General features: G+C 66.1%; 20 protein-coding genes. 3 read left to right on the top strand and 17 right to left on the bottom strand.

Features of this window, described 5'->3' with window-relative positions; translation table 11 throughout:
* Positions 1–31 precede the first annotated feature (31 nt).
* A complete protein-coding gene (locus tag C8348_RS01990) occupies positions 32–988 on the bottom strand; it encodes an ABC transporter substrate-binding protein (RefSeq protein WP_425270803.1) in 957 nt (318 codons plus the stop codon).
* Positions 989–1,580: 592 nt separating this feature from the next.
* Here C8348_RS01990 and C8348_RS01995 point away from each other — a divergent pair.
* Positions 1,581–2,381 carry a DeoR/GlpR family DNA-binding transcription regulator gene (locus C8348_RS01995; protein WP_208983444.1) on the top strand — a complete coding sequence of 267 codons (801 nt, stop codon included), beginning with the start codon at positions 1,581–1,583 and terminating at the stop codon, positions 2,379–2,381.
* 7 nt (positions 2,382–2,388) lie between these two features.
* On the opposite strand, the gene C8348_RS02000 is transcribed toward C8348_RS01995, so the two are convergent.
* The 15 genes from C8348_RS02000 to C8348_RS02070 form a co-directional block, all read right to left on the bottom strand.
* Positions 2,389–3,255 carry an aminoglycoside phosphotransferase family protein gene (locus C8348_RS02000; protein ID WP_106751580.1) on the bottom strand — a complete coding sequence of 289 codons (867 nt, stop codon included), beginning with the start codon at positions 3,253–3,255 and terminating at the stop codon, positions 2,389–2,391.
* Between the two features lie 76 nt (positions 3,256–3,331).
* Entirely contained in the window at positions 3,332–4,309 is a 978-nt protein-coding gene (locus C8348_RS02005) for an NAD(P)/FAD-dependent oxidoreductase (protein WP_106751581.1), read from the bottom strand.
* A 59-nt stretch (positions 4,310–4,368) separates the two neighbouring features.
* On the bottom strand, positions 4,369–5,076 hold the full coding sequence (locus tag C8348_RS02010; protein ID WP_106751582.1) for an ABC transporter ATP-binding protein: 708 nt from the start codon (positions 5,074–5,076) through the stop codon (positions 4,369–4,371).
* Positions 5,073–6,809: a branched-chain amino acid ABC transporter ATP-binding protein/permease gene (locus C8348_RS02015; protein WP_106751583.1), complete on the bottom strand. Its 1,737-nt coding sequence runs from the start codon at positions 6,807–6,809 to the stop codon at positions 5,073–5,075. Before C8348_RS02015 ends, C8348_RS02010 begins: the two co-directional genes overlap by 4 nt.
* Positions 6,796–7,665 (bottom strand): branched-chain amino acid ABC transporter permease, encoded by an 870-nt coding sequence (locus tag C8348_RS02020; RefSeq protein WP_106751584.1) that lies wholly within the window; start codon positions 7,663–7,665, stop codon positions 6,796–6,798. The genes C8348_RS02015 and C8348_RS02020 overlap by 14 nt, the downstream gene beginning before the upstream one ends.
* Before the next feature lie 57 nt (positions 7,666–7,722).
* On the bottom strand, positions 7,723–8,910 hold the full coding sequence (locus tag C8348_RS02025; protein WP_106751585.1) for an ABC transporter substrate-binding protein: 1,188 nt from the start codon (positions 8,908–8,910) through the stop codon (positions 7,723–7,725).
* A gap of 50 nt (positions 8,911–8,960) precedes the next feature.
* Positions 8,961–10,103, bottom strand: a complete 1,143-nt coding sequence (locus C8348_RS02030) for a CobW family GTP-binding protein (RefSeq protein ID WP_106751586.1) — start codon at positions 10,101–10,103, stop codon at positions 8,961–8,963.
* Complete coding sequence (locus C8348_RS02035; RefSeq protein ID WP_106751587.1) at positions 10,100–11,779, bottom strand: amidohydrolase; 1,680 nt, start codon at positions 11,777–11,779, stop codon at positions 10,100–10,102. Before C8348_RS02035 ends, C8348_RS02030 begins: the two co-directional genes overlap by 4 nt.
* A gap of 289 nt (positions 11,780–12,068) precedes the next feature.
* Positions 12,069–12,842 carry an SDR family NAD(P)-dependent oxidoreductase gene (locus tag C8348_RS02040; protein ID WP_106751588.1) on the bottom strand — a complete coding sequence of 258 codons (774 nt, stop codon included), beginning with the start codon at positions 12,840–12,842 and terminating at the stop codon, positions 12,069–12,071.
* Entirely contained in the window at positions 12,839–13,651 is an 813-nt protein-coding gene (locus C8348_RS02045) for an SDR family NAD(P)-dependent oxidoreductase (protein WP_106751589.1), read from the bottom strand. The genes C8348_RS02040 and C8348_RS02045 overlap by 4 nt, the downstream gene beginning before the upstream one ends.
* On the bottom strand, positions 13,648–15,057 hold the full coding sequence (locus C8348_RS02050) for a transaminase (protein ID WP_106751590.1): 1,410 nt from the start codon (positions 15,055–15,057) through the stop codon (positions 13,648–13,650). The genes C8348_RS02045 and C8348_RS02050 overlap by 4 nt, the downstream gene beginning before the upstream one ends.
* Positions 15,054–16,544 (bottom strand): aldehyde dehydrogenase family protein, encoded by a 1,491-nt coding sequence (locus C8348_RS02055; RefSeq protein ID WP_106751591.1) that lies wholly within the window; start codon positions 16,542–16,544, stop codon positions 15,054–15,056. The genes C8348_RS02050 and C8348_RS02055 overlap by 4 nt, the downstream gene beginning before the upstream one ends.
* Complete coding sequence (locus C8348_RS02060; RefSeq protein WP_106751592.1) at positions 16,537–18,024, bottom strand: tripartite tricarboxylate transporter permease; 1,488 nt, start codon at positions 18,022–18,024, stop codon at positions 16,537–16,539. The genes C8348_RS02055 and C8348_RS02060 overlap by 8 nt, the downstream gene beginning before the upstream one ends.
* 13 nt (positions 18,025–18,037) lie before the next feature.
* Complete coding sequence (locus tag C8348_RS02065) at positions 18,038–18,577, bottom strand: tripartite tricarboxylate transporter TctB family protein (protein ID WP_106751593.1); 540 nt, start codon at positions 18,575–18,577, stop codon at positions 18,038–18,040.
* A gap of 75 nt (positions 18,578–18,652) precedes the next feature.
* On the bottom strand, positions 18,653–19,609 hold the full coding sequence (locus C8348_RS02070; protein ID WP_106751594.1) for a tripartite tricarboxylate transporter substrate-binding protein: 957 nt from the start codon (positions 19,607–19,609) through the stop codon (positions 18,653–18,655).
* Positions 19,610–19,749: 140 nt separating this feature from the next.
* On the opposite strand from C8348_RS02070, the gene C8348_RS02075 reads away from it, so the two are divergent.
* Positions 19,750–20,511 carry an IclR family transcriptional regulator gene (locus C8348_RS02075; protein WP_106751595.1) on the top strand — a complete coding sequence of 254 codons (762 nt, stop codon included), beginning with the start codon at positions 19,750–19,752 and terminating at the stop codon, positions 20,509–20,511.
* Positions 20,512–20,529: 18 nt separating this feature from the next.
* Positions 20,530–21,804, top strand: coding sequence for a Tm-1-like ATP-binding domain-containing protein (locus C8348_RS02080; RefSeq protein WP_106751596.1), 1,275 nt, complete (start codon positions 20,530–20,532; stop codon positions 21,802–21,804).
* Between the two features lie 5 nt (positions 21,805–21,809).
* On the opposite strand, the gene C8348_RS02085 is transcribed toward C8348_RS02080, so the two are convergent.
* Positions 21,810–22,226 (bottom strand): type II toxin-antitoxin system HicB family antitoxin, encoded by a 417-nt coding sequence (locus C8348_RS02085; protein WP_106751597.1) that lies wholly within the window; start codon positions 22,224–22,226, stop codon positions 21,810–21,812.
* Between the last annotated feature and the right edge of the window lie 52 nt (positions 22,227–22,278).

The raw sequence follows: 22,278 nt of genomic DNA on the forward strand, positions 1-22,278 counted from the left end.
CGGAACCCGGGCGGGGCTTTTTTGTTTCAGCTCAGAGCTTGTCGGTCACGGCCGTCGTGGTTGCGCCGGTCGGCTCCTTGGAGATAACCGGGTCGGAGCCGCCGGACAGCAGCGACTTCACGGTGCGCTCGTAAGCGGTCATGTCCAGCTTGCCGTCGGACCCGTCGACCAGCTTGACGATTTCGCCAACCATGCGCTTCTGGTGCTTTTCGGTCTGGGCGCCAGAGGCATCGTTTTCGAGCACGATGTCAGCCGCCTCGTCCGGGTTTTCAGCCGCATAGGCCCAGCCCTTCATCGAAGCTCGCACGAAACGGGCGTATTTGTCGACCATCGCAGGGTCCTGCAGCGTGTTCTCCAGAACATAGAGACCATCTTCAAGGGTCGCGACACCCTGATCCTCATACTTGAAGACCACAAGATCATCCGGCGAGATACCGGCATCGATGACCTGCCAGTATTCATTGTAGGTCATCGTCGAAATGCAGTCCGCCTGCTTCTGCAGCAGCGGATCAACGTTGAAGCCCTGCTTGAGGACGGTGACGCCATCAGCCCCGCCCGCTGTCGACAGGCCGAGCTGGCTCATCCAGGACAGGAACGGATATTCATTGCCGAAGAACCAGACGCCAAGGGTCTTGCCCTTGAGATCAGCCGGAGACGTGATGCCGGTGTCCTTGCGGCAGGTCAGCATCATGCCGGATTTCTTGAACGGCTGGGCAATGTTGACGAGCGCCACGCCCTTTTCGCGCGACGCCAGCGCCGACGGCATCCAGTCGATGATGACGTCCGCGCCACCACCGGCGATCACCTGCGGCGGGGCAATGTCCGGGCCGCCCGGCTTGATGGTGACATCAAGACCCTCAGCTTCATAAAAGCCCTTGTCCTTGGCCACGTAATACCCGGCAAACTGGCCTTGGGTCACCCACTTCAGCTGCAGGGTAAGCTGGTCTGCCGCGGATGCGGCACCAGCGGACAGAACGCCTGCGAGCATCGTGGCTGCTGCCAGGGCCCTTACTGCGAATTTCGCCATTCCCCTTCTCCTCTTGATCTGCCGGCGAGTTTCACCGCCGGTTCTGGAAAGCGGGGGATTATGGAGCAGGGGCCGTGTCGCAACACGCGGAGCCGGTCCGATTGCCTGGACCTATTCCAATGTGTCGGCGATCATGCAGCCTTCCCGTTGCCATTCCCCTTGCGGCCCGGTTTTGCCCGGATCCATTCTCTTGACTGTTCCGCAGGACGCGGTATCCATCGACAGCCTGCCACGGCTTGAAGCCTTCCGCTACAGCCGACGCATGCTGACCAAATGGTCAAAAAAACGTAGGGACTGCCGCCCCTTCCGGTCAAGGTGATTATTTGAACAGCGACGGTTAGTTTTGCGGCATACCCATGTCGCTTCGGGAACAGACCCGCGACCAGGATTGTCGAAACAACGATGGCGGCCTCTGTCATTTTATGTTCATATGAACGTCGTTCTAGTTTCATATGAGCCGACTATTCCCGTCGTACGGACGAATGGACAGACGAGTCGCTGAGGCCACGATCCGGGCCAGAATGCGGACGAGCGGGAAAAGCGGCAATCGGGAATGACAATAGCGATGCTGGGGCAAGGCGACATCTCGGAGCGGCAGGCGGAAATCGCCGATCTCGTGCAGGCCAACGGCTTCATGTCGGTTGACAGCCTTGCCGAGCGGTTCGATGTCACCACCCAGACCATCCGCCGCGATGTCAACCGCCTGTGCGAACTTGGGATCCTCCGGCGCACCCATGGCGGCGTGGAACCTCCGGTCCCGACGGGAAATGTTCACTACAGCACACGCCGCATTCTCAACCTGCCGGCCAAGCGTCTGATCGCAAGCCACGTTGCGACCCTGATCCCCGATGGGGCCTCAGTCGCCTTTTCCATTGGCACCACCCCGGAAATCGTCATGCAGGCGCTGGTCCGGCACTCCGGGCTAAAGGTGTTCACCAACAACCTGAACGTCGCCTTCACCGCCTCGGAGAACCCCACCGTCGACGTCACCATTGCCGGCGGACGCCTGCGTTCCGGTGACCGGGACATCCTGGGGGCCGGGACGCAGGACTTCTTTGCCAGCTACAAGGTCGACTTCGGCATCTTCGGCGTGGCCGGTGTCGACGAGGACGGCACGTTGCTCGACTTCCACGAAGAGGAAGTCGCCGCCCGGCAGGCGATCCTGGCCAATTGCCGCCAGTCGCTGCTGGTGCTCGACCACAGCAAGTTTGGCCGCGCCGCCCATGTGCGCGGAGGCCATATCAGTGATGTCAGCCATGTTGTCTGTGATGCGTCGATCCCGGCCGGACTGGACAGCATGTTGCAGGCCCGCGGCACGAAAGTTCTGATCGGAGCGGCCCCGGACGCAACCTGAGCGGCGCTCAGAACACCGGGTCGTCGAGAATGGCCTGAAGCGTCGCCCGATGCTGCGCCTCACCCAGGTTGCCCGGTTCCCCCGCCAGCGAAATCACCGCCTTCCAGAGCGCCCAACCACGGGCACGGAGCCAGGTGCCCGTATCGCCGCCGACAGTTTCGCGCAAGCGGCGGCGGGCGGACGGAGGCAGGCTCGTCCAGGCAATCGAGTAGTCACACGCCGGATCACCGACAGCGCAATTGCCAAAGTCGATCACCGCGGCGAGCTGGTTGTCGCGCACCAACAGATTGGCCGGACTGATGTCGCCATGCAGCCAGACATCCGGGCCGGAGAACGGCGCATCGAGTGCTTCTTCCCACAATGCCAGGCAAATATCGCCAGGCACCTTGTTTCCAAGGCGGACAAGGGCGTCCCGCGTCTCCCGGTCATAGGTCGCAAGCGGACCACCACGCCAGAAATTATGCGGACCCGGAGGAGGTCCTTCGACAGGCGCCCCTTGCAAGGCCTTCAGAAAGGCCCCGAGATCCGTCGCCATGGCATTCAGCTCGATGGATCCATCGAGCGGCAGGCGGTCGCCCTCAATCCAGTCAAGAACGCTCCAGTGGAACGGATATCCAAGGGAAGGTTGCCCGAGACCACGGACCGGCGAAATGGCGAGTGGCAGATGACAGGCAAGCTGCGGCAGCAACTCGCATTCCTTCGGGATCTGCGACGCATAGCGGTCTGCACTCGGCAGACGAACCAGCATGTCCGGGCCGAGCCGGAACGTCCGGTTGCACCACCCGCCCTGTGGCACAGGTTCAACGGCCAGATGGGACCATCGCGGAAACTGCTCGGCAACGAGCGCCCGGACGAGATCGACAGTCGCTTCCATGTACCTTCTCCGCCTCGCCGACAGGGCTAGACGAGGTTCATGGCACGAACATGAAGCTTCGACAAATCCGCCCGGTTTACTCAGCAGCAGTCCGGATCTGGGACAGGCTCGATACCATAATCCGGCCTAGCCCCTCGCCGCTGTCAAAGGCCGCTTCGACCCGGGGACCGAGCCCCCAGTCGCCGCAGGCACCGATGCGCAGATCGGCATCCCAGACGAAGGGCTGCGGAGCAGTCTGCTCGACCCGGGCATAGCGCCAGCGATGCGCGGCCATGAAGCCAGGCTCTGCCTGTGTTGCCAGTACCGAACGGGCCTCCTGCCACAACAGGGGAGCAACTTCGTCTGCAGACAGTTCCAGATGTTGCCGCGACCAGGCCGGCGAGGCATGGATAACCCAGGCCTCGGGAACTGGATCACGGCCGGGCTTGGCTGAATTGCGGGCAAGCCAGGAGAGGGGACCTTCCGGGAAACTATACCTGTCCGGGCCCGGAAGCGTCTCTTCGAAGGCCGCCATCAGGGTCCAGCACGGCGCGTAACGCACCTCCTGCAGACCCGGAAACGACGCGCCGGCGCTTTCGGCAAGCGGGATCGCCTGCGGCGCGGGCACGGCAAGGACAGCACCCGCAAACGGCTGGCCGGCACAATCATGGACCATTCCCACCGCGTCATGCAGGAGCCAGCCCCCCTCGACCGACTGAAGCGAGGTGATCTGGGTTTCCAGCACCACCTCGAACCGGTTCGCCATGGCCCGGACCGGTGCTCCAATGGCCGGCACACCGACATAACTGTCCTCGAACCAGGGTGCGACAAAGCCATCGCCGGACCATTTCGCGATCGCCTTGCGGAACGACGTCCCACGCGCGGTGAAAAACTGCGCCCCGTGGTCAAACCGGAAATCGCCAGCCCGCCGGGTCGCAAGACGCCCGCCGACGCCACGGCTTTTTTCGAAGATGCGGCAGGCATATCCCGCCGCATCGAGACGCAGGGCGGCAGCGAGGCCGGCCATGCCAGCGCCGATGATCGCGATTGGGGAACGAGTGCTCAACGTGCTCATGCCGGTACTACGCCGGCCTGAAGCCACTGGACCACCGATTGCCGCAGGAAACGTCAGCCTCACGCCGCCTGGACATCACCAAGGTACAAGTGATGCAAGCGATCGGGATCGGCGAGCAGCGGCTGCGGCAGACCGTCATAGACCAGTTCACCCCGCCGCATGACATAGGCATGATCGGCGATCCTGAGCGCCAGCGCGGCGAACTGTTCCACCAGCAGGATGGCAAGGCCGGCATCCGCCAGCCGGCGCACCGCCGCCATCAGCCGCTGCACCACCACCGGGGCGAGCCCAGCCGACATCTCGTCGATCAGGATCACCTCGGGACGGGTGAGCAGCGAACGGGCAATCACCAGCATCTGCTGCTCGCCGCCGGACAGGAGCCCGGCCCGGACGCCGCGCCGGTTGAGCAGCTCGGGAAAGAGGTCATAGGCATCGGCGAGATCGCCCCCCGGCGCCATGCCGACGAGCAGGTTCTCCTCCGTCGACAGCTGCCGGAACACCGTCCGCCCCTGTTCGACATGGGACAGGCCCGCCCGGGCCCGCTCGCCGGCGCGGGCGGCGGTCACGCTCCGCCCGTTGAGGGCAATGTCGCCCCCGCTGGTCGGGATGATCCCGGAAAGTCCTTCCAGCAGTGTCGTCTTGCCGGCCCCATTGGCGCCGAGCAGGACGCTGATCTGCCCCTTTTGCGCCGACAGGCTGACCCCGCGCACCACCGGCAGACCGGCCCGGTTGATGACGAGGCCGGAGACGTCGAGTGTTCTGGTCATGCCGCGTCCTCCTCCAGGGCAATGCCGAGATAGGCCTTCTTCACCACGGGTTCCTCCAGCACGCGCATCGGCGGACCGGAGGCAATGACCTGGCCGAAGTCGCAGACCGTGATCTGCGAGCAGGCGCAGCGCACCAGATCCATGTCGTGTTCCACCAGAAGCACGGACGAACCGAACAGCTTCGGGATCTCGGCGATGCGCCGCGCAAGCCGCAGCGCCTGGTCATAGGACTGGCCGGCCGCCGGCTCGTCGAGCAGCACCACCGCAGGCCGCGCGGCGACGACCCCTGCCACGTCCAGCAGCCGCCGGGTGCCTGCGTCCACCGCCTGCACCAGGGTGTCAGGCGACGGACAGCCGATCCAGGCCAGCACGGCCGCGCGCTCCTCTGATCTGAGACCAGGAGCGGCGAGGTCAAGATAGGCCCCCACCGAGAGATCAGGCGGAATGCGGGTGGTCTGCCAGGTGCGGCGGACGCCGAGGCGCGCGCGCTCATGGGCCGGCAGCCCTTCGAGTGGCCGCCCTTCCAGCCGCACCGACCCCTCGTAGGCCGGGAGGAACCCGGTCACCGCGTCGATGAAGGTCGACTTGCCGGCGCCGTTGGGACCGATCAGCCCGACGACGGTTCCGGCCGGCACGCTCAGGCTGACGTTCGACAGCGCGACGACCTGCCCGTAGCGCACGCCGAGCCGGTCGATGACCAGCGTCGGCCCGGCAGTAGCCGGATCGCGACGGCTGCGGGGAGCAGGCAGCACGGTGCCAATCATTGCTGGCGGTGCAAAGCGCGGCAGACCCAGCTTTACGGTCAGGCTCGCGAGATTGCGCCGTAAGGTCTCGGCCATGGTCTCGCCGCTGGCCAGCGCTTGCACGGCGCCGAGGGCAAAGAGCACGTTGCCGACATCCTGCGGCAGGCCAAGGCGACGCAGCAGCTCGGGGAAGAGCGTCACCAGCATGCCGCCGATGATCGCCCCCTCGGCGAGCTGGGCCCCGGCCATGGTGGCGACCGCAAACAGCGCCAGCGACTGCATCATCGAGAAGTTTTCCGAGACGAGCGTGCCGAGATAGCCCGCCAGAAGCCCCCCGGACAGCCCGGCGATGAAGGCCGAGAAGGCGAAGGCCGACAGCTTGGTCAGCGGGATCGACACGCCGAGCGCCGCCGCGGCCCGCTCGGAGTGACGGATGGCGAGGAAGGCACTGCCGAGCCGGGACCGGGACAGGACGGAGAGGCCGAGCGCGACCGCCAGATAGAACAGCAGCGCGAAGACAAAATAACCCTCGTCGCTGTCGAACAGCTCCGGCCGGGCAACCGACAGGAAACTGGTCTGTCCGGGGAAGGTGATCGTCGCCAGGATCACGTCGAAAGCCGCCGCAAAGGCCAGCGTCACGATGGCGAGGTTGATGCCGCGCAGGCGCAGGGCCGGCAGGCCGATGGCGACGCCAAACGGCACGGCCGCCAGACCGCCGAGCACGACCCAGACCGGCAGGCCGCCCGGCGCCTCAATGACATTGAGCCAGCCGACGGTCCAGGCGCCGACGCCGGCAAAGGACATCTGGCACAGGGCAATCATGCCCGCGCGGCCAGTCACCAGACCGAGGCCCTGCAGCGAGATCGCCGTGATGACGACGGCGGTGGCGAGGAACACCCAGTAGGCCGGCAGCAGCCCGTAGACCGCAAGGCCAGCCACGGCGGTGGTGACGACAAGGGCGAGACATGAGGTGAGATCAGCGCGCTTCATCCCAGCGGGCTCCACGTTGCGACCACAGAAGAACGGCCAGGATGACAAAGAAGGGCAGGATGCCCCGGTACTGGCTGATACCGTCGATGGCACTGCTCATGCCTTCGACGATGCCGATCGTGAGGCCGCCGGCCAGCGCAAGCGGGAAGGAGCGGAACGCGCCCACCAGCGCCGCCGCAAGGGCGGGAACCACCAACAGCGACAGCGACATGAAGTCGGGCGAGCGCTGCGGCGCGATGATCATCAGAGCGAAGGTCGTGAAGGCCCCCGTCACCGCCCAGACCAGCAGGGCGAGGATGCGCACGCGCACGCCCAGCAGTTCTGCGGCCATGGGCCGTTCCGACAGGGCGCGCAGGTGCAGGCCCGTGCGGGTGCGGTTGAGGAAGGCGTCGGCAAGCAGGGTGAAGACCAGCGCCAGCACGACGGTCAGGACGGAGGCCACCGTTACCTCCACCCCTGCGAGACGGAAGGCCGAGCCGGGGAACAGGGTCGGAAACTCCTTCGGGCTTTGGCCACCGGTGAGCCGCAGCCCCAGTGCGACAATCCCGACCAGCAGCGCCGCCGTGACCGCCGCCTTGGTGGTCGCGGTAGATTCCGAAAACCACTGCGTCATGACAAGGCCGATGAGCGCGCCGGCCAGCGTGCCGACGAGAATGCCGAGCACCACGGCAGGCCACAACGGCACGCCGAGGGAGATGAAGCCGATCATGGAGAAGGTGCCGGCGGTGCCGATGGCCGCGCCGGTGAAGTTGACCACGGCGACAAGGCGGAAGGTGAAGACCGCGCAGACCCCGAGCAGCGCATAGGCGCCGGCGGCAGTCAGCCCGGCCACGGCCGAGGTGAGAAGCGCATTCATGGCAAGTGTTCCCGCTGCAGAACGGTGGCACGGCAACAGCCGTGCCACCGGTGTCAGTCAGTTGGCGGACGGCAGAACGACCCAGTCCGGTGTCTCGACGGTCCAGGTGCCCTTGTCGAGCTTCATTACCTTGGTCGCCTGCATCGGGGCATGACGATCGCCCTCGCCGAAGACGTAGGGCGTGCCGGCGAGCTCATAGGACTTGGGCTGCATCTTCTGCAGAGCTTCGGTCACGCTCTCACGCGTCACCTCGCCGTTGATGCCGGAGAGGACATCCAGCATCACCGTGGCTGCGAGATAGCCGCCCTGGGAGAAGGCGGTCAGCGGCTTGCCGGCCGCCGTCATGGTGGCGATCCAGTCCTTGTTGGCCGCAGACCCGGTTTCCGTGAAGGGCTCCCATTCGGTGCCGACGTAGACCGGCTGGGTGCTGTCGGCCAGCGCCTTGGCGACTTCCTGGGTGTAGCCGGGGGCAAGGAACAGCCAGTTGATGCCGGTGATCTTCTGCGCGTCCGCAGTTTTCACCCACTGCACCACACCCGGCTCGACCGCGTTCTGGATCACCGCATCACAGCCCGCATCGCGCGCCTTGATGACATAGGGCGTGAGGTCACCCTGGAACGGCAGGGTCATGTCGAGCAGGTGGATCTTCTTGCCCGAGATCTTCTCCCAGGTCTCGATGGCGCCCTTATAGGCTTCCTGGGTGCCGCCGATGATGATGAAGAAGCCGCAAACCTTCTCGGCCTTGAGCTGGTTGGTGGCGTAATAGGCCATCGCCGTCGACAGCGTGTAGGGCCCGACATTGACCGGGGCGACCGACGGGGCGTTGAAGCAGGCGGCATCGACGCCAAGGCCCTGCACCGACAGGACGCCCTTGCGCTTGTAGGTGGTGGCGTTGACGGCGCAATCGAGCAGGCTGCCCGAGCCGACCAGGGCCACCACTTCCTTGTTGTCGATGAGATCGCGCGCGGCCTGGGCCGCCACGGCCGGATCGGCCTTGTCGTCGGAGATCGTGTACTCGATCTTGCAGCCGTTGAGACCGCCCTTGGCATTGACCGCATCGAAGACGGCAGCGGCAGCCTCGGGAACCTCGCTGAAATCGGCCGGGCCGGTGATGGTGGAGACAGCGCCCAGACGGATCACGCCGTCCTTGCAGGTGGGACCGGCCGCCTCGGCAGCGGTCGTTGCGGACAGGCCGGCGAGGCAGGCAAGGGCGACGCCGCCCAGAAGCATCGAAATGGACTTCATGTGATAACCCTCCCAATCGCGTCGATCGCGGTTGATCCAGAAACAGCATTTCAGGCGGCCATGTTCCCCGATGCGGCCATCGCGCCCCTTGCCGGGTTCTTGATGGCGGCCGCATCCACGTCGGCGAACCGGGCCAGGGTTCGCTCGATCACGTCGCGCGGAATGCCACGCACGATGAAGACGAGGCGGGTGCCTCGGGTCTGGTCCGGCCAGGCCGGAAGGCGGACGGGCGGATGCAGCACATGCTGCACGCCCTGTACCAGCAGCGGACGGTCGCGGTCGTCGTCCAGTTCGACGAGCCCCTTCATCCGCAACAGGCTCTCGCCCTTGAGCAGGGTCAGATACTCCAGCCAGCGGAAGAAGGCGGGCGACGACAGCGGCTGGTCGATGACGAAGGCATGGGTCTCGATGCCGGCATGTCCGCTGCCGGCAACACCAGCAGGGAGATGATGGCCGCAGCCGGGGCCATGCACGTGGCCCGGATCGCCTGCTTGCGGATCGCTGCAGACGAAGCCGGCCAGCGCTGTGGCGGACGCGAACCAGTCGACGGCAGCCCGGCCGAGCGCATCCGGATCGAAACCCGTGCCGAGAAGACGCGCGGCCGCGACGTGCCCCATGTCGGCTTCCAGCACCCGCGCGGCCGGATTGATGAGGCCCAGGGCAATGCGCAGACGCTCCAGCTTGGCGTCGCTCGCCAGGTCCGTCTTGGTGATGACGATGCGCTCGGCAAGGCCCACCTGTTTCACCGCTTCCGGATGGGCGTTGAGGCTGGCAAGGCCGTTGACGGCGTCAACGGCGGTCACGACCCCCTCCACCGCCAGCCGGCCCGACAACGCGGGGGCAACCAGCAGCGTATGCAGCACGGGCACCGGATCGGCGAGACCCGTGGTCTCGATCAGGATGCGGGTGACGGAAGCCAGCTCGCCCGTGTCGCGCCGGGCGAGGATTTCGGTCAGGGTGGTGACGAGATCATCCCGCACGGTGCAGCAGATGCAGCCGTTGTCGAGCAGGGCGAAACGCTCCTCGCTCGTCTCCACCAGCAGGTGGTCAAGGCCGATGGCGCCGAATTCGTTGATGATCGCCAGCGTGCCGTCCAGCGCCGGCTGGCGCAGCAGCCGGTTGAGGAGCGTCGTCTTGCCTGCCCCGAGAAAGCCGGCCAGGACCGTGAGCGGAAGAGGTGCGTCACCGGTCATGCCAGTCCCTCCGCGCCATGCACCAGCCGCCCCTCGAACCAGGTCTGCAGCACCCGGGTCTTGCCGATCGGACCGGCCGGGCAGGTCAGCACGTCCTGATCGAGGACGATGATGTCGGCGGACTTGCCGATCTCCAGCGAGCCGACCACATCGCCCAGACCCATCATGCGGGCGGAGTTGATGGTGAAGATCTCGAGCACGGTGGCGATATCGAGCGCCTGTTCCGGCCACAGGCTCTCGCCCGGGAAATCGCCATGCGGGTTCTGGCGCGTCACCAGCCCCTCGATGCCGGTCCAGGGGTTCGGGTTCGGGATCACCGGCCAGTCGCTGCCGCCGGCCATCAGGGCTCCGGCATCGAGCAAGTCGCGGTTGGGCCAGAAGCGGGTGGCGCGTTCGACGCCCATGGTCTGCTTGTGGCCCTCGAGGAAGGCGGTCGGGAACCAGATGAAGGGCGACAGGTCGGCCCCCATGCCCAGCTCGCGGAAGCGGGGGATGTCCGCGTCCCGGATGTAGCTGGCATGGGCGATGTGATGCGTCAGCCGCGTCGAGCCGTTGAAGGAGCGCACCACGTCCAGCGCATCCAGCGCCATGGTCACGGCGGCATCGCCCGCGCAGTGGATCTTGACCGACAGGCCCAACTCCTCGCAGCGGCCGATCCAGCGCACCAGTTCCGGTACGGTCGCCAGCGTCGTGCCACGGAAGCAGCAGCCGAAGACCGCATCGGGCGTGTAGGGTTCGTGGAAGGCCGCGGTGCGCGCGCCGGGCACGCCGTCGAGGAATATCTTGGTGAAGTCGGGCCGCACGTGCCGGCTGCGGAACGTGTCGCGCAGGGCAAACAGCTCCTCGCCCGCCACGCCGAACAGGAACGACGGTTCGGTGACCGGCATGGCGCCGCTGGCCCAGGCGGTCAGCAGGCCGCGATCATCCAGTCCCTTCAGCGCCGCCAGCACGGGCTGCATCGCCGCCGCATCGAGGAAGGCTGTCACGCCATGCTGATTGAGCGTGGCGATGGAATGGGCAACGGCGGCCCGGTCCATGTCCTCGGTGTAGTGGCCGCTGGCGACGATGGTGCGCTCGATCAGACCGGCTGCGGCCTCGATCATGATGCCGGTGAGACGGCCGGACGACGGGTCGCGGCCGAAGCTGCCCTGGTCCGGATCGGGGGTGTCCGCGGTGATGCCGGCCAGCCGCAGGGCCGCCGTGTTGACCCAGCGGTTGTGATAGGTGTCGTCGCGCAGCATGACCGGACGGCCGAGGCTGGCCGCGTCCAGCAGGGCGAGGGACTCCTCGCTGTTGAACAGGGCAAGGAGATCGCTGCCCCATTGCGCGCCGATGATCCACTTGCCCTCGGGCGTCGTCTCCGCCGCCGCGCGCACCTGATCCAGAATGGCCTCGCGGCGCAGCGTGTTGCCGAAGCGCAGCTCGAACAGCTCCGCCTGCCCCCCCATCATCATGTGCGTATGAATGTCGACGATGCCGGGCATCGCCAGCCGGCCGCCGAGATCGACGACCTGCGTCTCAGGTCCGATGTGCGGGCGCACATCCGCCTCGCTGCCGACGGCGATGATCCGGCCATTGCGCACGGCCAGCGCCTCGGCGCTGCTGCGCGCCGGGTCAACCGTGTAGATGCGGCCGTTGGTCAGAACCAGATCGGCGACGGCGTGAACTGCGGACATGGGTGATCCTCCCCCCACTTGAAGATGAAACAGGCCCGGACTGACCCCCGGGGCGGCAACGGTGCCGCGACTTGGTCTTGATTTTTGAAGGCCAGCGTCAGTGGTGGCCTGGATGGTCTTCGCTCTTGGGGGCCGAGGGTAAGAGACCCCAGCCCAGCGGTATTTGCAGCGCTCGTCCAGCTCAAGGCAGGCTTCACCGGCCTGCACGCTGGATCAAGCAAAAGTTCATCCGGCATCAAAGGCCGGATCCGCCGCGTCTCCTCCAGCCGGAAGAGACGCGGCGGGCCCATCAGACCGCCCTGTTCTGGGTCGGCGACCGCCCGCCGCCGTCCGCCACGAGCACGGTGCCCGTGACGAAGGAGGACTGGGCGCTGGCCAGGAACAGGCAGCAGGCCGCGATCTCCTCCGGCTCGGCAATGCGGCCAAGCGCAATCCGGCGGGTGAGCGCGGCAAATTCCTCCTCGCGCGTGGTCCCGGCAGCCCTGGCCGCAAGGTCCATCTCCATCTCGCTCATCGGCGTGCGCACCCAACCGGGGGCGATGGCATTCACCCGGATGCCGTCGCTGCCATGAGCATAGGCGAGCGACCGGGTCAGGGCGACAACGCCCGCCTTGCTGGCGGCATAGCTGGCGCTGTCCGGGCTGGCGTTGAAGGCTGCGACCGAGGCGATGTTGACGATGGTGCCGCCCTGTCGCTTCAGAAGGGGCAGCGCCGCGCGGCAGACCATCATGGTGCCGGTGAGATTGACCGAAAGCGTCCGCGCCCAGACGGCATCCTCGATGCTGTCGGGACGGTCCGGGACGATGAGGCCGGCGGCATTGACGAGACAGTCGAGCCGCCCGTCACAGGCCGCAATCGCCCGGTCGATGTCGGCGGCGCTGGTCACGTCGCCCTGCACGGCAACGCCGCCGGTCGCCGCCGCCATCTGGTCGAGCGCCGCGCCGCCGAGCCCGAACAGCACGAGCCGCGCACCTTCGGCGGCAAAGCGCTCAGCCGTCGCAGCGCCCATGCCGGTGGCAGCCCCCGTGATCAGGGCGGTGAGGCCTGACAGTGCGCCGCTCATGCCGCGCCCTTCCCTGCCCCGAAAAGGCTCGTCACCGCATAGCCGGTCTCCGGCAGGGTGGAGCCGCCGTCGACGACGATGGTCTGGCCGGTGATGTATTTCGCCTCGCGCGAGGCGAGGTAGAGCATGGCGCAGGCGATGTCGTCGGCCTCGCCCATCCGGCCCATGGGGATCGCGGCACCGATCTCGGCCTGCTTTTCCGGGGTGCTCAGCGTGCCGCGCCCCGGCTTGGCGATGAAGCCCGGCTCGACGCCGTTGACCGTGATGCCGCTGCGCGCCAGCTCGAAGGCCGCGCCCCGGATGAAGGCGTTGAGCCCGGCCTTGGCCGCCGAGTAATGCGCCCCGCCGGCCATGGCCACCCGCGCGGACACGGACGAGGTGAACAGGAGCCGGCCATGACCGGCCGCCCGCATCCCCGGCACGGCCGCCTGGGTCAGCCACACGGCCGCCTTCAGGTTGATGTCGAGCGCTTCGTCCAGCTGATCCTCAGTCATCTCCTCGATGCCCGCCCAGGGACAACCGCCGGCATTGTGCACCAGGATGTCGAGCCGGCCCTCGCGCGCCGTGGTCTCCTGCACCAGCCGGGCGAGCCCATCCCGCGACAGGTCGGCGAGAGGCACGGCGGCGGCGGAAAGCCCCCGTCCGCCGAGGGTCCGGGCCAAGTCTTCGGCAACATCAAGCGTGCGGTTGGCAATGATGACAAGCGCACCGGCCTCGGCCAGCCGCGTGACGATGGCCGCGCCGATGCCGCGCGCGCCGCCGGTGACCAGCGCGACCTGTCCGTCGAGGCGGAAGGGAGGCGTCGTCATCCGGCAATGCCCTCCCGGTCGAGCAGTTCGATGAAGCGGGCGAACACCTCGGTGTGCCGCGCCACATCCTCGTCGGTGCTGGCCGGGCACATCAGGAACATGGTGTGGAACGGCGTCACCAGGATGCCCTCGTTCATGTAGAAGGCATGCAGCAGCGTCTCCAGATCGCCCTGCCGCGTGGCAATCACATCGGCGCCGGAGCGCGGCACCTTCGGCGTGAACATGATCTCCGCGCGCGCGCCGATCTGGGTGACGTGCCAGGGCCGGCCACTGCGCGAGATGAGGGCCCGCGCCTCGTCGGCCAGCCGCGTCGCCAGCGCGATCATGCGGGCGTAGTTCGCCTCGGTGAGCACTTCCTCCAGCACGGCTTTCATGGTGGCGACGGTGAGCGCATTGCCGGCCAGCGTACCGCCGATGCCCAGATGCGCCGACTGGCGCTGCTTCGGATTGGCATGGGGCACGATCTGCCACATGCGCTCGGCGACGGCCTGGCTCAGGCCGAAGATGCCCGCCGGGATGCCGCCGGCGATGGCCTTGCCGGCCACCAACATGTCGGGCTCGAGGCCATTGAGGGCCGTATAACCGCCTGGGCCGCAGGAGATGGTGTGCGTCTCGTCGATCACCAGCAGCGTGCCGGTCTCGCGCGTCAGCCTCCGCAGCGCATCGTGGAACCCGGGCTCGACCGGGATCATGCCGAAATTGGTCATCAGCGGCTCGGTCAGCACGCAGGCGACGTCACCGGCCTTCAGCGCCTGTTCCAGCGCCGCGACATCGTTGAACTCCACCACCCGCGACACGGCCGCATGGTCGACCGCATTCGGATGGATCATGTTGCGCAGGCCGATCTTGCCGTTGCGGATCTCGACATGGGCCTCCTCGACGCCGCCGTGATAGCAGCCGGAGAAGACCAGCACCTTGTCGCGGCCGGTGATCATGCGGGCGATGCGGATCGCACCGCGGTTGGCATCGGTGGCCGAGGTTGTCAGCGTCCAGTAGGGCAGACCGAAGCGGCGGGTGAGTTCCTCGCCGACCCAGAGACTGTCCAGCGTCGGCAGCATCATCGTCGTGCCGCGCTGCAGCTGGTGCAGGGCGGCCCGGGTCACCGGCTCTGGCGCATGGCCGCACATGCCGCCGGTGTCACCGAGACAGAAGTCGACATAGTCATGGCCGTCGATGTCGCGGATGCGCGCGCCGCTGGCCGCCTCGGCATAGATGGGAAAGCCACCGGCCCAGCGGCGCATCCAGTGAGAGGGGCCGCCATAGAGATAATGCTCCCTCCCCCTGGCCCAGGCAGCGGCAGACTTCGGATGCCGGGCGGCAAACCGGGCCTGTTCCGCCTCGATCAGGCGGTCGATGGTGGCAGCGCGGTCGGTGGCCTGTTGCGTCGGGGCATAGTCGATGGTCATGTTAGGGAAATCCAGGCGCTCTTGAGATCGGTGTAGCTGTCGAAGGCATGCAGCGACTTGTCCCGGCCGAAGCCGGACTGGCGGAAGCCGCCGAGCGGCACGGTCAGGTCCGAACCGCCATAGGTGTTCACATGCACGAGGCCGGCGCGGACTCGGGCGATCATCCGGTGTGCCCGGCCGAGGTTGGCGGTCCAGACGCCGGCGGCGAGGCCATAGTCGGTATCGTTGGCAAGGCGCACGGCCTCGTCCTCGCTGTCAAAGCCCTGCACGGCCAGGACGGGGCCGAAGACCTCCGCCCGCGCCAGCGACATCTCCGGCGTGACGCCGGCAAACACCGCCGGGGACAGGAAATATCCGCCCGTTTCCGTCCTGATGCGCGCCCCGCCGGTGAGGCATTCGGCGCCCTCCTGCCTGGCGCGGGCCAGATGCGCCTCGACGCGGGCGAGATGCTCGGCACTCGACAGGGCACCGATGTCGGTGGTCACGGCAAGCGGATCATCGACGCGCAGGGCCTCGGTCGCCTTCACCAGCTCGCCAAGGAAGGCGTCGCGCACGCTGTTCTCGACCAGAAGCCGCGAACCGGCGACGCAGACCTGGCCGGCATTGCGGAAGATCGCGTTGGCGGCCGCCTTTGCGGCCTTGCCCAGATCCGGCGCATCGGCAAAGACGATGTTGGGCGACTTGCCGCCCAGCTCTAGATGCACCCGCTTCAGGTTGGAGCGGGCCGCATAGTCGAGAAGCCTGCGGCCAACGCCGCCGGAGCCGGTGAAGGCAAGCGCGTCCACGTCCATGCTGAGGCCGAGCGCCTCGCCGGCGACCGCGCCCTCACCGGTGACGACATTGAGCACGCCCTCCGGCAGCCCGGCCTCGACGCAGATGCGGGCCAGACGGAGCAGCGTCAGCGACGCGCTTTCGGCCGGCTTCAGCACGACGGAATTGCCGGCAGCAAGCGCAGGCGCCAGTTTCCAGGCCCCGATCATCATCGGGAAGTTCCAGGGCACGATGGCCCCGATGACGCCCAGCGCCTCGCGCCGGACCAGGCCCAGGACGCCTTCCGCCGTCGGCGCGATCTCGCCGTAGACCTTGTCGATGGCCTCGCCGTAGTAGCGGAAGGTGGCAGCAGCCGACAGCGGCTCGGCCTTCAGCGCCATGGAAATCTCGGTGCCGTTGTCGCGCACGCCGAGGACGGCCAGCTCCAGCGCCTCGCGCTCGATGGCCTCCGCGATGCGCAGCATCACCTTCTTGCGCTCGGACGGTGCCGCGCGCGACCAGCTGCCGCGCTCGAAGGCGGCGCGGGCGCTGGCAACGGCCCGGTCCACATCGGCTGCGGCGGCCAGCGCCAGACTGGTGAAGACCTTGCCGTCGAGCGGGGACACCACATCCATCCGGCGGCCATCGGCGGCGGCTTCCTCGCGGCCATCAATGAACAGCTGCTGCGGAGCAACGGGAAGATGTCTCAGGGCGTCGATACGGGCCTGATCAAGCATGGGACTTGTCCTTGGCGCGGTTGCGCAGATGAGTGACGATGTGCAGCGCGATAGCGAGAATGATCATCGAGAACAGGATGAAAGCGATGGGCCGGTCGATGAAGTCGAACGGCGACTTGACCCTGACCATCGCCGTGCGCAGCTTGGTTTCCATCAGCCCGCCGAGAACAATGCCGAGGATGACCGGCGAGGTCGGCAGTTCCAGCCGTTTGAGGATGAAGCCAAAGACGCCGAAGCCGGCGGCAATCGCGCAGTCCGTCAGCGAATTGCGCAGGGAATAGACGCCGATGAGGCTGAAGGTGAGGATCATCATGCCGAGGAAGCGGCTGGGGATGCGCATCACCTGCATGAGGATGTTGGTCGACGACATCAGGAACAGGATGACGAGGACATTGAGCGCAAGCAGCGCAATGTAGAGCGCCAGGACGAAGTCCATCTGGTCGCGGAACAGCTGCGGGCCGGGGATGACATTGTGGACATAGAACACCGCCAGCATCATGGCGGTCAGTTCCTCCCCCGGAATGCCGAGGGCAAGAAGCGGGATCATGGCGGCCGGCGGCACCGAGTTGTTGGCCGCTTCCGAGGCGACAATGCCCTCCGGATTGCCCTTGCCGAACAGTTCCGGCGTCTTGGAAGTCTTCTGCGCATAGCTGTAGGAGAGGAATTGCGACATGAACTCGCCAACGCCCGGAATCATGCCGCAGAGAACGCCGAAACTGGATCCGACGGTGGCAAGGCGCTTGTATTTGAAGAGCTCCGTCAGGCCCTGCAGGAACTTGCCCCGAACCGGCGGCAATTCATAGGTCGTGTCACGCTGGGTGAGCAGCAGGAAGGCCTGGGACAGGGCAAACAGTCCTAGCACGACAACGATCAGGTCGATGCCCGAGGCCAGCCAGGTCTGGCCGAACGTATAGCGCTGGGTATAAGCGGTACCCTCGAGCCCAACCGTTTTCAGGAAGATACCGAGGCACACCAGCATGGCTGCGACGAGGATCTGGCCGCGATGGGTCAGAATGACAAGGACAATCCCAAGGAGCGCGGCAAGAAAGATTTCCCTGGCACCGAACATCGGCGCAATCGAGGCCAGCACAGGAGCCAGCGCCATCAGGCACAGGATCGAGAAGACGCCGCCAAAGAAGCTGGCCGAATAGGCAAGGCTGAGGGCTCGCCTTGCCTCGCCGCGCCGTGTCATCGGATAGCCGTCATAGGTGGTCAGCGCATTGACTGGCGTGCCGGGCGTGTTGATCAGGATCGCCGGGATCGCCCCGCCGAACATTGACGAGCCATAGATGCCCAGAAGCGCGGTCAGGCCGACGATCGGTTCCAGCGAAAAGGTTGCAGGCAGCAGGATCGCGATGGCAACGGCGGCACCTACACCTGGCATCGCCCCGACGATGACACCGCCAACCGAGCCGATGATCAGGGCTACCACCACATCCCAGCGGGCGAGAATATCGAGACTGGCAAGAAGAAGGTCCATGTTCCGCCCCGGGTCAGAAGTAAGTGAGGAAGAAGATGTCGAGCGGGGCTGGCAGGGCGTCATAGAGCGCACCGCCCGGAATTTTCACCGACAGAAGCGTCCGGAAGAAAAAGACAACACCCAGACCGAAGCCGGCCGCAGCGAACAGTGCGACCCGGCTGCGATAGCCGCAACGCCAGGTCAGGCTGAGGCAAAAGACCAGTGTTGCCGGCAGATAGCCGAGGTAAGGCACGCTGAAGACATAGACCAGATACCAGGCGACGAACTCGAGCGAGCGAAGCCAGAGCATCGCCTCCTGCCAGCGTCCCGGCGTGCGCCGGACGCGGTTGGTGGCGATCAGATGCAGCGTTCCGAACAGCACCATGCCGGCAAGGCCGACAAACGGCCAGGTGCGCGGCTGCGCCGCCAGACCCTTGCCTGGCAGCCAGGTTGTCTGCCAGCCGATCTGCGCCAGAAGCAGAACCGACAGTCCCAGGAACAACATCGCAAACAGCAATTCGCCAGGACGGCGGGCCGTTGGAAAGACATGCGGAGTCGGATCGTCCGGCTGCATGAGCTGGCCTTCCCTGAGGTTTGGGAGAGTTCGAAGAGACGGGCCGGACAGGGTCAGACTGCCGGCCCGGTCACTTTATTGACCAAGAAGACCGTTGACGCGGGCAACGACAGCCTTGTCGGCCTCAATCTGCGCCTCAGACGCGGCCGCGTCCTTCCAGTACAGGATCGCACCCGTGTCCGCAGATAGCTTGCGCGCCCGCTCGGACGCCATGGTCTCCATGGCGACCGCAGCAATCTTGTCCTTGATCTCCTGCGGCGTTCCCTTGGACACGAACAGGCCGTTCCACAGCGACAGCTTCAACTCCGGAGCAACGGATGCGAGTTGCGGTGCATCCGGTATGACCGGGATCGGGCTGTCCGTAATAGTGGCGAGGATCTGCACCTTGTCGAGGCACGGCAGGATCTGCTGCATCGTGGTCGTCACAACATCGAAGTCGCCCGACGCCAGCGTGTTGCAGTCGAGCGCGTCATTGGCGGCTTCCGCACCCCACTCGAAGCCCATCACCTTTGCTGCGGCCAATGTTGCCTGGGTCGGCAGAAGGAACGAGCCGAAGTGCCCGAGCGCAACGCTATCGCCCGTGTCTTTCACGTGCTTGGCCAGCTCTTCCATCGTGTCATAGGGCGCATCCTTGAGCGTCGCGATGACAAAGGGATAGGTCAGGAAGATGCCAACCGGCTCGAACGGGTTGGGGTTGAGCGCCGGGATGCCGACGTCCGGCCCGATCACCGGAATATCAACAACGAACGACCCGATGGTGCTGCCATCCGGCTTGGCTCCCGCAACATCAACCGCGCCCGGGAACGGCCCGCCATCGCTGGGCTTGTTGATGACCGCTGCCGCGACGCCGTACTTGGCCTGGAAGTCCTCCGCGATCATCCGCGTCAACACGTCTTCCAGATCGCCGGGGGGAAAGGGCACCACGAAGCTGACCGGCTTTTCCGGATACTCGGCCTGTGCCGCGCCCGACATCGCAATCGGGGCCGTTGCTGTCACTGCTGCCGCCACAGCGGCGAGAAATGCCTTCTGCATGGTTCCGTCCTCTTCTGCTGTTCCCGTTGACCTTTGGCCTTATCGGTTCATTATGTGAACCTTCATTTCAAATATAGACTTGCAAATGAATCCGGCTGCTGTCAAGTTAATTGCGATGTTATCGATCTGGGAGGATCACCGTGAGCACTGTGGGCAAGGCGCTGTCGCTCCTGAACCTGGTTGCCTCGCTCAGCGAGGACACCGGCCTGTCGGAGATCGCCCGGCTTGCTGCCCTTGACAAGGCGACCGCCCGCCGGCTGCTGGTCGATCTTGAGGCACACGATTTCATCGAGCAGGACAAGGCAACCAAGCGCTACCGCATCGGCGCAGCTCCGGTTCGCCTCGCCCGGATCCGCGAAGCCCGGTTCCCGTTCCTGCGCACCGCGATCCCTGTGGTGAAGGCGCTCAACGAGGAAACGGAGGAAACCTGCCACCTCAGCGAGTTCTCCGGCCACGAGCTGTGGACCGTGCATGTGGAAACATCGCCCCGCGCCAACCGCGTCATCGTCGATGTTGGCTCCTGCTATCCGCTGCATGCCACAGCGTCAGGCCTCGCCCTGCTGGCATTCCTGCCCGAGGAAAGCCGCGAGGCGTTTCTGGCGCAGCCGCTGAAGGCCTTCACGCCGCACACCGTTACCGATCCCGAAGCATTGCGCGCGCGCATCAACGAGACGCGGGCGCGCGGCACCTCGGTCAGCCGGAATGGCCTCGAACCCGGGGTGATCAGCACCGCGGCGCCGGTCCTCTCAGCGGATGGATTGCCGGTCGGAACGATTTCCATCGCCGCGCCGGAAGTGCGTGTCGATGACGCGCGCCTCGCCGAGCTGAATTCGGCAGCGCAGGCTGCGGCCAGCCGCCTGTCCGCAGCGCTTTACGGACTGGACATCCGCCAAAAAAGATAACCAGAGGGACCTTGAACCATGACCAGAGGCGTACGACCGCCGGCGATCCTGCTTGTCGGCACCGGCGACACGAAGGCCGACGAGCTGACCTACATGGCCGAGAAGATCCAGGAGGCTGGGGGACGCCCCGTCATGATGGATGTCAGCGTGCTTGGTGACCCGCCGTATATTCCTGAACATGACAAGCATGCGGTCGCAGCCGCGGCAGAAACGACCATCGAAGCCATTGCAGCAAGTGGTGACGAGAACACCGCCATGTCCGCCATGGCCCTCGGCGCCTCCACTCTGGCGCGTCAGCTGCATGAGCGCGGCGAGATCGATGGCGCACTGATCCTCGGCGGCACCATGGGCACGGATCTAGCCTTGGATGTGGCCCTTGCCCTGCCGCTCGGCGTGCCGAAGTTTGTCGTCTCCACCATTTCCTATTCGCATCTGGTGCCGCCGGAACGGGTCGCCGCTGACCTGATGATGATCCTCTGGGCCGGTGGGCTCTATGGTCTCAACGAGACCTGCCGCGCCGTGCTCTCGCAGGCTTGCGGCGCTGTAGTCGGCGCGGCCCGCAGCGCCCAGCGCCCGCTTCAGGCCCGTCCGGTCGTCGCCATGTCTTCCCTTGGCAAGAGCTGCCTGTCCTACATGGTGCGCTTGCGCCCTGAACTGGAGAAACGCGGCTACGAGGTCGTGGTCTTCCACACCACCGGCATGGGCGGCCGCGCCCTTGAAGCGCTCGCCGCACAGAAGCGCTTTGCCGCCGTGCTCGACTTCAGCCTGCAGGAGGTGGCCAATCACCTCAACGGCTCCGTCGTGACCTCAGGTGCCGACCGGCTGGAAAGCGCCGGCCTTGCCGGCATTCCGCAGATCGTCGCCCCCGGCGCCATCGACATGGTCGATTTTCCGACCTGGCAGCCAGTTCCAGCTCAGTTCGCCGACCGCCCCTACCACGCCCACAACCGCCTGCTGGCCTCCGTCACCACCGGCCCCGATGGCCGGCGCGAAGTGGCCCGCGAAATCGGGCGCAAGCTGGCAAAGGCGACCGGACCCGTCACCTTCCTGCTGCCGAACGGTGGCATCCAGCAATGGGACCAGGAGGGCGAGCCGCTGCACGACCCCGAGAGCCTTGCTGCTTTCCTCGACGAGATGCGCCAGACCGTTCCCGCCAATGCCGAGCTGGTCGAGATCAACGGACACATCAACAGCGCTGAATTCACCGACACCGCCCTCGCCCTGTTCGACCGCTGGGTCGCGGCCGGCATCATCGAACCGGGTGCCCCGGCAGCGGAGGGAGCGGCGGCATGACCCTGTCAGCGCGACCTGCGCAATCCAAGGATCTCGTTCCAAGCTGCACTTGCGATGAACGCGCTGCGCGTCATGCCCCGGCTCTTCGCGGCCTCGTCGAGAGCCCCAAGGAGCCCCGGATCGAGCGAGATGTTCACCCTGCGGGGCGATCCACGGTCGATGACGACAGGAACATAGGCAAAGGCCGCACCCTCGCGCCATTCAGCGAGCGCGGGATCGGCCAAAATGCTGGCCAGATCCCGAGCGACAGGAAGGCCTTCGCCATCTTCAATCATCCCTTCGGCGTGGAAGGCAAGCGCGTCGGCCCCGTTCCGGATAGCGTCGTCAACGGTATCACCAACACTGACGCAACCGGGAAAGTCTGGAAACGAGATGCCGTAACCAGGACCATCGTCTTGATGCAGAAATGCGACGTATCTCATCAGCGTCTCTCGGCTAAAACACTCTGGGCAAACGAACGCGCTTCGTCCGGTT

This window comes from Pannonibacter carbonis (assembly GCF_003012935.1).
GTDB classification, from domain to species: domain Bacteria; phylum Pseudomonadota; class Alphaproteobacteria; order Rhizobiales; family Stappiaceae; genus Pannonibacter; species Pannonibacter carbonis.

Bases quoted from the DNA above. Each gene is read 5' to 3' on its own strand.
- C8348_RS01990 (WP_425270803.1), bottom strand. From the start codon at position 988: ATGCTCGCAGGCGTTCTGTCCGCTGGTGCCGCATCCGCGGCAGACCAG.
- C8348_RS01995 (WP_208983444.1), top strand. From the start codon at position 1,581: ATGACAATAGCGATGCTGGGGCAAGGCGACATCTCGGAGCGGCAGGCG.
- C8348_RS02000 (WP_106751580.1), bottom strand. From the start codon at position 3,255: ATGGAAGCGACTGTCGATCTCGTCCGGGCGCTCGTTGCCGAGCAGTTT.
- C8348_RS02005 (WP_106751581.1), bottom strand. From the start codon at position 4,309: ATGAGCACGTTGAGCACTCGTTCCCCAATCGCGATCATCGGCGCTGGC.
- C8348_RS02010 (WP_106751582.1), bottom strand. From the start codon at position 5,076: ATGACCAGAACACTCGACGTCTCCGGCCTCGTCATCAACCGGGCCGGT.
- C8348_RS02015 (WP_106751583.1), bottom strand. From the start codon at position 6,809: ATGAAGCGCGCTGATCTCACCTCATGTCTCGCCCTTGTCGTCACCACC.
- C8348_RS02020 (WP_106751584.1), bottom strand. From the start codon at position 7,665: ATGAATGCGCTTCTCACCTCGGCCGTGGCCGGGCTGACTGCCGCCGGC.
- C8348_RS02025 (WP_106751585.1), bottom strand. From the start codon at position 8,910: ATGAAGTCCATTTCGATGCTTCTGGGCGGCGTCGCCCTTGCCTGCCTC.
- C8348_RS02030 (WP_106751586.1), bottom strand. From the start codon at position 10,103: ATGACCGGTGACGCACCTCTTCCGCTCACGGTCCTGGCCGGCTTTCTC.
- C8348_RS02035 (WP_106751587.1), bottom strand. From the start codon at position 11,779: ATGTCCGCAGTTCACGCCGTCGCCGATCTGGTTCTGACCAACGGCCGC.
- C8348_RS02040 (WP_106751588.1), bottom strand. From the start codon at position 12,842: ATGAGCGGCGCACTGTCAGGCCTCACCGCCCTGATCACGGGGGCTGCC.
- C8348_RS02045 (WP_106751589.1), bottom strand. From the start codon at position 13,651: ATGACGACGCCTCCCTTCCGCCTCGACGGACAGGTCGCGCTGGTCACC.
- C8348_RS02050 (WP_106751590.1), bottom strand. From the start codon at position 15,057: ATGACCATCGACTATGCCCCGACGCAACAGGCCACCGACCGCGCTGCC.
- C8348_RS02055 (WP_106751591.1), bottom strand. From the start codon at position 16,544: ATGCTTGATCAGGCCCGTATCGACGCCCTGAGACATCTTCCCGTTGCT.
- C8348_RS02060 (WP_106751592.1), bottom strand. From the start codon at position 18,024: ATGGACCTTCTTCTTGCCAGTCTCGATATTCTCGCCCGCTGGGATGTG.
- C8348_RS02065 (WP_106751593.1), bottom strand. From the start codon at position 18,577: ATGCAGCCGGACGATCCGACTCCGCATGTCTTTCCAACGGCCCGCCGT.
- C8348_RS02070 (WP_106751594.1), bottom strand. From the start codon at position 19,609: ATGCAGAAGGCATTTCTCGCCGCTGTGGCGGCAGCAGTGACAGCAACG.
- C8348_RS02080 (WP_106751596.1), top strand. From the start codon at position 20,530: ATGACCAGAGGCGTACGACCGCCGGCGATCCTGCTTGTCGGCACCGGC.
- C8348_RS02085 (WP_106751597.1), bottom strand. From the start codon at position 22,226: ATGAGATACGTCGCATTTCTGCATCAAGACGATGGTCCTGGTTACGGC.